The organism is Neisseria sp. P0006.S004 (assembly GCF_051963015.1).
Classification (GTDB): Bacteria; Pseudomonadota; Gammaproteobacteria; order Burkholderiales; family Neisseriaceae; genus Neisseria.
In genome coordinates this window covers 340,170-348,800 of the sequence record NZ_JBQCUS010000001.1, presented here as the reverse complement: position 1 = coordinate 348,800, position 8,631 = coordinate 340,170, and the positions used below count along the sequence as shown (strand labels likewise).

General features: G+C 47.7%; 7 protein-coding genes and 2 tRNA genes. 8 read left to right on the top strand and 1 reads right to left on the bottom strand.

All coding sequences use genetic code 11. From position 1 onward, the window contains the following. The first annotated feature begins 143 nt into the window (after nucleotides 1-143). The gene (locus ACTHR2_RS01625) at nucleotides 144-830 is read left to right on the top strand and encodes a factor H binding family protein (protein WP_263341519.1); all 687 of its coding nucleotides are present in this window, start codon (nucleotides 144-146) and stop codon (nucleotides 828-830) included. Nucleotides 831-951: 121 nt separating this feature from the next. After that, nucleotides 952-2,373, top strand: coding sequence for a surface lipoprotein assembly modifier (locus ACTHR2_RS01620; RefSeq protein WP_440375271.1), 1,422 nt, complete (start codon nucleotides 952-954; stop codon nucleotides 2,371-2,373). Between the two features lie 264 nt (nucleotides 2,374-2,637). Here ACTHR2_RS01620 and tkt read toward each other — a convergent pair whose 3' ends face one another. After that, a complete protein-coding gene (gene tkt, locus ACTHR2_RS01615) occupies nucleotides 2,638-4,617 on the bottom strand; it encodes a transketolase (RefSeq protein WP_440375270.1) in 1,980 nt (659 codons plus the stop codon). Nucleotides 4,618-5,061: 444 nt separating this feature from the next. On the opposite strand from tkt, the gene ccoG reads away from it, so the two are divergent. From ccoG to ACTHR2_RS01585, 6 genes are all read left to right on the top strand, one after another. Further along, complete coding sequence (ccoG, locus tag ACTHR2_RS01610) at nucleotides 5,062-6,546, top strand: cytochrome c oxidase accessory protein CcoG (RefSeq protein WP_440375269.1); 1,485 nt, start codon at nucleotides 5,062-5,064, stop codon at nucleotides 6,544-6,546. Between the two features lie 3 nt (nucleotides 6,547-6,549). Next, nucleotides 6,550-7,116 carry a FixH family protein gene (locus tag ACTHR2_RS01605; protein ID WP_039862483.1) on the top strand — a complete coding sequence of 189 codons (567 nt, stop codon included), beginning with the start codon at nucleotides 6,550-6,552 and terminating at the stop codon, nucleotides 7,114-7,116. Between the two features lie 119 nt (nucleotides 7,117-7,235). Further along, a complete protein-coding gene (locus ACTHR2_RS01600; protein WP_440375268.1) occupies nucleotides 7,236-7,748 on the top strand; it encodes a type IV secretion protein Rhs in 513 nt (170 codons plus the stop codon). 44 nt (nucleotides 7,749-7,792) lie between these two features. After that, nucleotides 7,793-8,353 carry a CDP-diacylglycerol--glycerol-3-phosphate 3-phosphatidyltransferase gene (gene pgsA, locus ACTHR2_RS01595; RefSeq protein ID WP_003679552.1) on the top strand — a complete coding sequence of 187 codons (561 nt, stop codon included), beginning with the start codon at nucleotides 7,793-7,795 and terminating at the stop codon, nucleotides 8,351-8,353. A gap of 93 nt (nucleotides 8,354-8,446) precedes the next feature. Beyond that, a tRNA-Gly gene (locus ACTHR2_RS01590) sits at nucleotides 8,447-8,522 on the top strand. 34 nt (nucleotides 8,523-8,556) lie between these two features. Next, a tRNA-Gly gene (locus ACTHR2_RS01585) sits at nucleotides 8,557-8,629 on the top strand. Nucleotides 8,630-8,631 lie beyond the last annotated feature (2 nt).

Below are 8,631 nucleotides of genomic sequence, written 5' to 3'. Positions count from 1 at the left end.
ATAGCAATACTTCCAGCAACAATAGCAATACTTCCAGCAACAATAGCAATACTTCCAGCAACAATAGCAATACTTCCAGCAACAATAGCAATACTTCCGGCAACGCTACACCACGCGTTGACTTTTCGGTTTCATACGGCGGGTTGAAAACCAACGCAATTGAGGATATTCAAAAATTAGCAAAAGATTTGGGAGCACCGGGGGCAACTGTTAAATCATACAATGTAACACTGGGCAATCAATCCAGCAGCGGCAGCAATATTAATTTATCTGGATACCCGCTCAAAGAATTAAAGCTCAATCAAAACTTCCAAGAAACTGCCATTGCAAATGCTTCTGGTAACAATTACACCATTACCCGAAGTGGTAAAGCCCATATTTACCGCCAAAACTATTCTTTGATTGCAGGTATCAATCCGACTAATACAACAGTTAGAGGATCAGGAGTCAATGAATCAGAAAAACTTGACGATACTTATATCCTAATTAAAGGTCAAACTACCCAAACCCTGCCGACTGCGGGCAAATTTAACTACTCAGGTATTGCAAGCGATGGTGTAAGTCAGGGCAAATTGGCGTACTCTGTTAACTTTGACAACGGAAAAGGCAGTGGCACAATTACCGGAATCGGCAGCGATATCAATCTGCACGAAGCGTCTATTCGAGAAGGCAGCTACACCAACGAAATTGATAACACCGAAATTAAGGGATACGGTATTCAAGGCTCTTCCAACCGTGGCGATTATGCGCTCGGCTTCTTCGGCCCTAATGCGGAAGAAATCGTCGGTACGGTTAATGACGGTGAAATCGGTTTCGCCGGCTCCCACTAATTGGGATGTGATATAACCAAAAGGTCGTCTGAAACCGTTTCAGACGACCTTTTCGACCATTTTCACCGCGTTATCCGTATAATGACAGGATACTCCTGCAATCCATATCCCACTGAATAAAATGAATAAAAATCATCTTGTCTTACTGATGTTCTCTTTCCCAACAGCCGCCCTTGCCGATACACCCGTTGTCCATGTACCTGCGCCTGTATTTTTTGACAAGCAGCCGAACAGCGAAATGCCCTCAAAAGATTTTACCGACGACAAATTCGCAGAACAGAAGCTTTCAGACAACCTTTCTGCCGATTCCTCATTGGAAGCACAGATCAACCGCGCATTAATCGGACGGGACTGGAAGATACTGGAAGGCTTGTTGGCGCAATATAAAGCCGCGCCCGACCGTGATGCCGTTTTATACGATTATGCTTTAGGCGCGTTGCGGCGTAGTCAGTTGCGGCATGGTGAGGCTGTATCACTCTATCGCGGCATTTTGGCGAAACATCCCGATTTGGCGTATCCGCGTTTCGATTTGGGCGTAATGATGTTTGAAAACAAACAGTACCGTGAGGCAAAAGCTGAATTGAAACGGGCAAAACCGGATTTGCAGCCGCCCATGCAGCAACTTGCCGACCGTTATCTTGCTTCCATTGAATCGGAGCAAAGCTGGCAGCCCGATGTTTCGCTGCAATACGAACAGACCGATAATGTGAACAATGCCTCGTCCGAGCGCGTTATAGAATGGAACGGCAGACGCTGGAATAAAACCGCTGAGAGCCTGCCGCAAAAGGCGCACGGTATCCGCTACGGCGCCGGTGTATCGCGCGAAATCAACATGGGCGGGCATCATTTTGTTTACGGCAACCTGAGCGGCGACGGCGTGCATTATTGGGACAATCAGGATTTTAACGAGCAAAGCCTGCGCTTGGCGGCAGGCTATAAAAACCGTTCGGCGGTGCAATCTTTCGGGGTTGTACCGTTTGCCGAGCAAAACTGGCTGGGCGGCAAACGCTATAATCGTGAAACCGGTATCCATACCGACTTTTCACGTCGTCTGAACGAAAAATGGCGGCTCTCGATCAATGCAGGATATATCAAAAAATACTATCGAGACAGCGATTCGGCAATGCGTTACAACAGCCATATGCCGCTAGTGGGAGCAACGCTGGCATACTCTGCGCCGAAAAACTGGCTGATTTACGGAGGCGTGGACTGGTCGCATGACATGACCAAAGAAGCGGAGCAGGCATCCGTACGCAAGGGCATACGCTTTGGCACGGCGAAAGCGTTTGAGAACGGATTCGGCATCCGTACCAACCTGCGCTACGCCCATCGTACCTTTGATGCTCCGGGTAGCCTGGTGTATCGTCTGACCCGTAAAGACCATGAATATCAGGCAAATGCCTCTATTTGGCACAATAAAATTTCATGGAAAGGCTTAGTGCCGCATTTGAATTTCCGTTATCTGAAAATCGACAGTAATATGAGCGGCTTCTATTCTCGCAAGAATATGCAGACATTCATCAGTGTGGAGAAACAGTTTTAATGCAACAGGGATGGGAACAAAACATGCCGTTTCAATCAGCCTTTTTTCCTATACAGGTGGAAGATCGTCGAAAATTCTAAGAAACAGGTATTTGAAAAACAGTTGCTAAATTAAAAGAAATTCCCCACATACTCGAAAATGATGTTGATTAAAGTGTTTCTATTTGAATTACAAATCATTGTATTCGCAAATCCAAACGGTAAGACCTAGAAAAAAGCCGTCTGAAATTTCAGACGGCCTTTTTATCTCAATCAAAAATCTGATTTACAAAACGGATTTAACAGTGGCAACCACATTGTCTACGGTAAAGCCGAATTCTTTGAACAGCAAGTCAGCAGGTGCAGACTCGCCGAAGCGGTTGATACCGACCACGGCACCGTTCAAACCGACGTATTTATACCAACCGTCGGCATGTCCGGCTTCTACGGCTACGCGTGGCAAGCCTTCCGGCAGAACGGCGGCTTTGTAGGCAGCATCTTGGCGGTCGAATACATTGGTAGAAGGCATGGAAACAACGCGTACGGCAATACCTTGTTCTGCCAATACCTTTTGCGCTTCCAGAGCCAATTCAACTTCAGAACCGGTCGCGATTACAACAGCCTGTGCGTTGCCTTGAGCTTCACTGATGACATAGCCGCCGCGTTTGATGTCGTTCAGCTGTTGCTCATCACGCGCTTGGAATTTCAGGTTTTGACGGCTGAAAATCAAGCTGGACGGATGATCGTCCGCTTTAACGGCTTCAGACCACGCCACCAAGGATTCAACAGTATCGCACGGACGCCATACATCCATATTCGGAATCAGGCGCAGAGTGGCGGTTTGCTCGATGGGTTGGTGGGTCGGGCCGTCTTCGCCCAAACCGATGGAATCGTGGGTGAACACAAATACAGGGTTGATTTTCATCAGTGAAGCCATGCGCAAAGCGTTACGCTCGTATTCGCTGAACATCAGGAAAGTCGCGCCGAATGGTTTAACACCGCCATGCAGGGTAAGGCCATTCATGATTGCGCCCATACCGAACTCGCGTACGCCGTAGTGAATGTAGTTGCCACCGTGTTCTCGGGTAACGGAAACGCTGTTTGACCAGTCAGTCAGATTGGACGGGGTCAAGTCGGCAGAACCGCCCACCAATTCAGGCAGCTCTTTTGCCAAGATTTCGATACTGTTTTGGCTGGCTTTACGAGTGGCGATGGTTTCTGCTTTGGCACACACTTCTTTCAATGCGGCTTGAACGTAAGCATCGAAGTTGTCCGGCAGTTTTTTATCCATGCGGCGCACGAATTCTGCGGCTTCGGCAGGGTATTTGGCTTGATATTGAGCGAAGAGTTCGTTCCATTCGGCCTCAAGTTTCGCGCCTTTTTCTTTTGCATTCCATGCGGCATAGATTTCTTGCGGAATTTCAAACGCAGGATAAGCCCAACCCAAATGTTTGCGCGTGGCTTCGATCTCGTCCGCACCCAAAGGCGCACCGTGGGTTTTGTGGCTGCCTTCTTTGTTGGCGCTGCCTTTGCCGATTAAGGTTTTGCAGCAGATGAGGGACGGCTTGCCGGTTTCGGCTTTAGCAGCTTCAATGGCCGTCTGAATGGCATCAGTATCATGACCGTTTACATTTGGAATCACATGCCAGCCGTAGCTTTCAAAACGTTGCGGAATGTTTTCGGTAAACCAACCGTCCACTTTACCGTCGATGGAAATATTGTTGTCATCATATAAAACAATCAGTTTGCCCAAGCCCAAAGTACCGGCAAGCGAGCAGGCTTCATGCGATACGCCTTCCATCATGCAACCGTCGCCCATGAAGACGTAGGTGTGGTGGTCAACGATGTTCAAGCCGTCTTTATTGAATTCGGCAGCCAAGATTTTTTCGGCCAAAGCCATGCCCACTGCGTTGGCAATACCTTGTCCCAATGGGCCGGTCGTGGTTTCCACGCCGTCGGTGTAACCATATTCTGGATGGCCGGGGGTTTTGCTGTGCAGTTGGCGGAAGTTTTTCAAATCTTCGATGGATACGTTGTAGCCGGTCAGGTGCAACAGGCTGTAAAGAATCATGGAAGCATGACCATTGGAGAGGACAAAACGGTCGCGGTTGTAGAATTTTGGGTTGGCCGGATTATGATTGAGGAACTTCGTCCACAACACTTCCGCCATTTCCGCCATACCCATAGGCGCACCCGGGTGGCCTGAGTTGGCTTTTTGTACGGCATCGACTGAGAGGAAACGGATTGCGTTTGCCAGTTGAGACATGGTTTGACCTTCCTTGGACAAGATTGGAAATATGAAAAAAGGTGTGCCGATTATCGCCTGAATCAGCCGTGCTTTCAAGGATAGCTTTTGATATTCGCTTTGTCAGACGGCCTGTTTCCACTCGGTTGCCCGAAACGGACAGGATAGATGATATTAACTGTTATTTCGTTTTGAAACAGTGCTTTATATATTTTTATCGTGTAAATAGCAAATCACTATAAGTTTGCACACAGGCCGAACCATAAACCTTTGAATACTGCCCTTTTCAGACGGCCCTACATCAAACGGCCGTAAGGAATCCATCGTTAAGACGAAGTCCCTCTTTTGCTTTGAATAGAGTCAAATGTTATGATTTGTATGCACGCGAAAGGCCGTCTGAAAATATTCACATCAAACTACTACCATGACAACAGGCTTGTGTGCACTTCATCAAGGAACACTGAAATGTCACCAGAAAACCAAGCTGAAAATACCACACCCTCAACAGAAAAAACAGCAAAAGCCACTCCGCCCAAACCTTCCAAACCCAAATCCAGCGTGATTCAAATCCATCCTGAAGGCGAACGCATCCATCCTAAAAAGGCGGAAGGACGCTTTGCCAAACTGCGTATCGCCGCAGTATTGGCGACCCAGTTTGTATTTTACGTTATTCCATGGTTCAACTGGAGCGGCCGTCAGGCGGTTTTATTCAATATCCCTGACCGTCATTTCTTCATTTTCGGACTGTCGCTGGGTATGGGCGATTTGATTTACCTTGCCTTGCTGCTGATGATTTGCGCATTCGGATTGTTTTGGTGGACAACCATTGCCGGTCGTTTGTGGTGCGGCTATTCATGCCCGCAAACGGTTTACACCGAAATTATGCTGTGGATTGACAACTTGGTCGAAGGCGATAGAAACAAACGCCTAAAACTGGAAAAATCGCCTTGGAACTTTACTAAAATTCGCATTAAGGCCACCAAATACCTACTGATTTTCCTTGTCTGTGCATGGACAGGTATCACTTTTGCAGGCTGGTTTGTCCCGATCCGCCAATTTGTTCCCGATTTATTCACCGGAGCAGCAGGCGGCGGCACGATGTTTGCCGCAGCATTTTACGGATTCATGACTTTCTTCTTCGCCCACATCATGCGCGAAAAAGTGTGTCTGCATATGTGTCCGTATGCACGTTTCCAAAGTGCAATGTTTGACAAAGACACGCTGATTATTTCTTACGATACCGAACGCGGCGAACCGCGCGGCGCACGCAAGAAAACCGCCAACAAAGAAGACAGCGGTTTGGGCGACTGCATCAACTGCACCATGTGCGTGCAAGTCTGCCCTGTCGGTATCGACATCCGAGACGGTTTGCAATACCAATGTATCGGCTGCGCGGCATGTATCGATGCCTGTGACGAAATCATGGACAAAATGGGCTACAAGCGCGGCTTGATCCGTTACACGACCGAAGGCGCGTTGGAACACGAATACCCTGAAAGCGATATCAAAAAACGCTTGAAACGTCCGCGTGTAGCCGGTTATGGCGCAGTACTCCTGGTGGTCATCATCGCCTTCCTGGTCGGCATTTCCACCCGAAAAATGGTCGAAGTCGATATCCTGAAAGACCGTGGCGTCATGGTTCGCGAAAACAGCCAAGGCTGGTTGGAAAATGCCTATAACCTGCGCATTATCAACAATAGTGAAAACGAACAACTGATGACCGCAACCGTCAAAGGCTTTGACGAAATCGCACTGACCGGTCTACCTGAAAACGGTATTAAAATTGCGCCGCGGGAAACCGTTACCATCCCGGTACAGGTATCTACCATTCCCGAATACGCCGACAAAGGCAGCCATCCGATTGAATTTACCTTTATCTATCACGAGACCGGCTCTGCCGACTCCAAACCGACTACTTTAGAAGAAAAAGCAACCTTTATCGGAGAATAAACGGTGTCCCCACAACCCAAAATCAAACCTTGGTACAAACATATTTGGCCCTGGGTGCTGATGGCAGGCCCCATCTTCGTCGTTATCGCCAGCGTTTCCATGTTCTTCGTCGCAAAAGAACATACGACAGACTTGGTGTCTGACGATTACTACAAAGACGGCAAACACATCGAAATCCAACTTCACCGCGATGAAGAAGCCGTTAAACGGCAAATTCAGGTGCAGGTCTTAATCAGTCCGGATATGAATGCCGCCAAAGTATTCGTCAGCGGACAATTCGATACCAAACAGCCATTAAACCTATTGTTGATGCACCCAACGCGCAAAGCCGATGACCAAACCGTCAAGCTGCGCGCCGTAACAGCCGAACCACAAAACGGCCGCATGGAATACGAAGCCGTCTTTAAACCTTTACGCCCAACCAATCATTGGTACTTACGCGTTGAAGATGCCTCAGGCGTATGGCGTGTTGAAAACAAATGGATAGTCAGCCAAGGCAATGCAGTCAACTTGACGCCTATGGACAAATTGTTCGACAACGGCAAACAAGCCGCTTCAACAGAACAATAAATCCCGACCCAGGCCGTCTGAAACCTTTCAGACGGCCTGAAATCTTCATACCCTCTTAATATTCCCTTCCAAATATGATTTTTTCCGATTGGCGCAGACTGACCGAAAATGAAGTCCGTATGGCAAAACAAGTTTTTGCGGACAGCATAAACTTCCACCGCATCAAAATATATCGCGGCATTCCACTTATACCCAACGCCAATACCGCCATTGCGCCCAATGGAAACATATACTTTCCGCGTAAACACTGCCCCGAAGATTTCACTCAAGCCGGCATAGCCTACAAAATTTGGCTGATTCATGAGCTGACACATGTCTGGCAACACCAGCGCGGTCACAAAGTTTGGTTGTCCGGTTTATTCATTATGCTCAAAGGCGGATATAGGAAACGCAAAGCTTACGCCTATCCCATACCTCTGCCTCACTTCAACCAACTCAATATCGAGCAGCAAGCCGACCTCGTTGCCCACTATTTTGCATCCACTTACCTGCCCAAAAACATTTACACCCCGCAACAGCCTATTTTTCAGACGGCCTTAGCAGATTTTCTTCACAACCCACACGACAAAAATCTATGCCTAAGATACTTGTCGGCAAAAAACAACACTTCAAAAAGCAGAGTGAACAAATAAGCTATAATGGACAATCCGACACATCGTCCAAAAGGTCCCCAACCATGCCTTGGAACATACCTATTTTACTTACCTGGATGCGCGTCCTATTAATCCCCGTGTTCACCATCCTATTCTATTTACCGAACACATGGATTCAACCACAAACCGTCAACTGGACAGCCGCCATCATCTTTGCACTTGCAGCTATTACAGACTGGTTTGACGGCTTTTTAGCACGCCGTTGGAAACAAACTTCTGACTTTGGCGCATTCCTCGACCCCGTTGCCGACAAACTCATGGTCGCAGTTGCCCTGCTCCTGCTCGTCAGCCTTGGCAGAACATACGCCATCTTCGCCATGATTATTATCGGCCGGGAAATTACCATTTCCGCCTTGCGCGAATGGATGGCACAAATGGGTAAACGCGGTAGCGTTGCCGTGGCAACCATCGGTAAATTCAAAACCACTGCCCAAATGATCGCCATCTTCCTTTTGCTTATTGGCACAGACAAATATAACGATCCTTTCTATCTCATTGGTAACATATTGATGTTTATAGCATCTGTATTGACCATCTGGTCAATGTGCTACTACCTGAAAATGGCATGGAAAGAATTCAAATAAATTTTTAAAAAAATAAAAACAAAACACTTGACGCACGCGATTAAATCCATAATAATTGCGTCTTCTTCGATATACGAAGCAACAAATATCAGAGCGGGAATAGCTCAGTTGGTAGAGCGCAACCTTGCCAAGGTTGAGGTCGCGAGTTCGAGACTCGTTTCCCGCTCCATACTGATTACTTGTTGATTGTTCTTTTTCAATATGCGGGAATAGCTCAGTTGGTAGAGCGCAACCTTGCCAAGGTTGAGGTCGCGAGTTCGAGACTCGTTTCCCGCTCC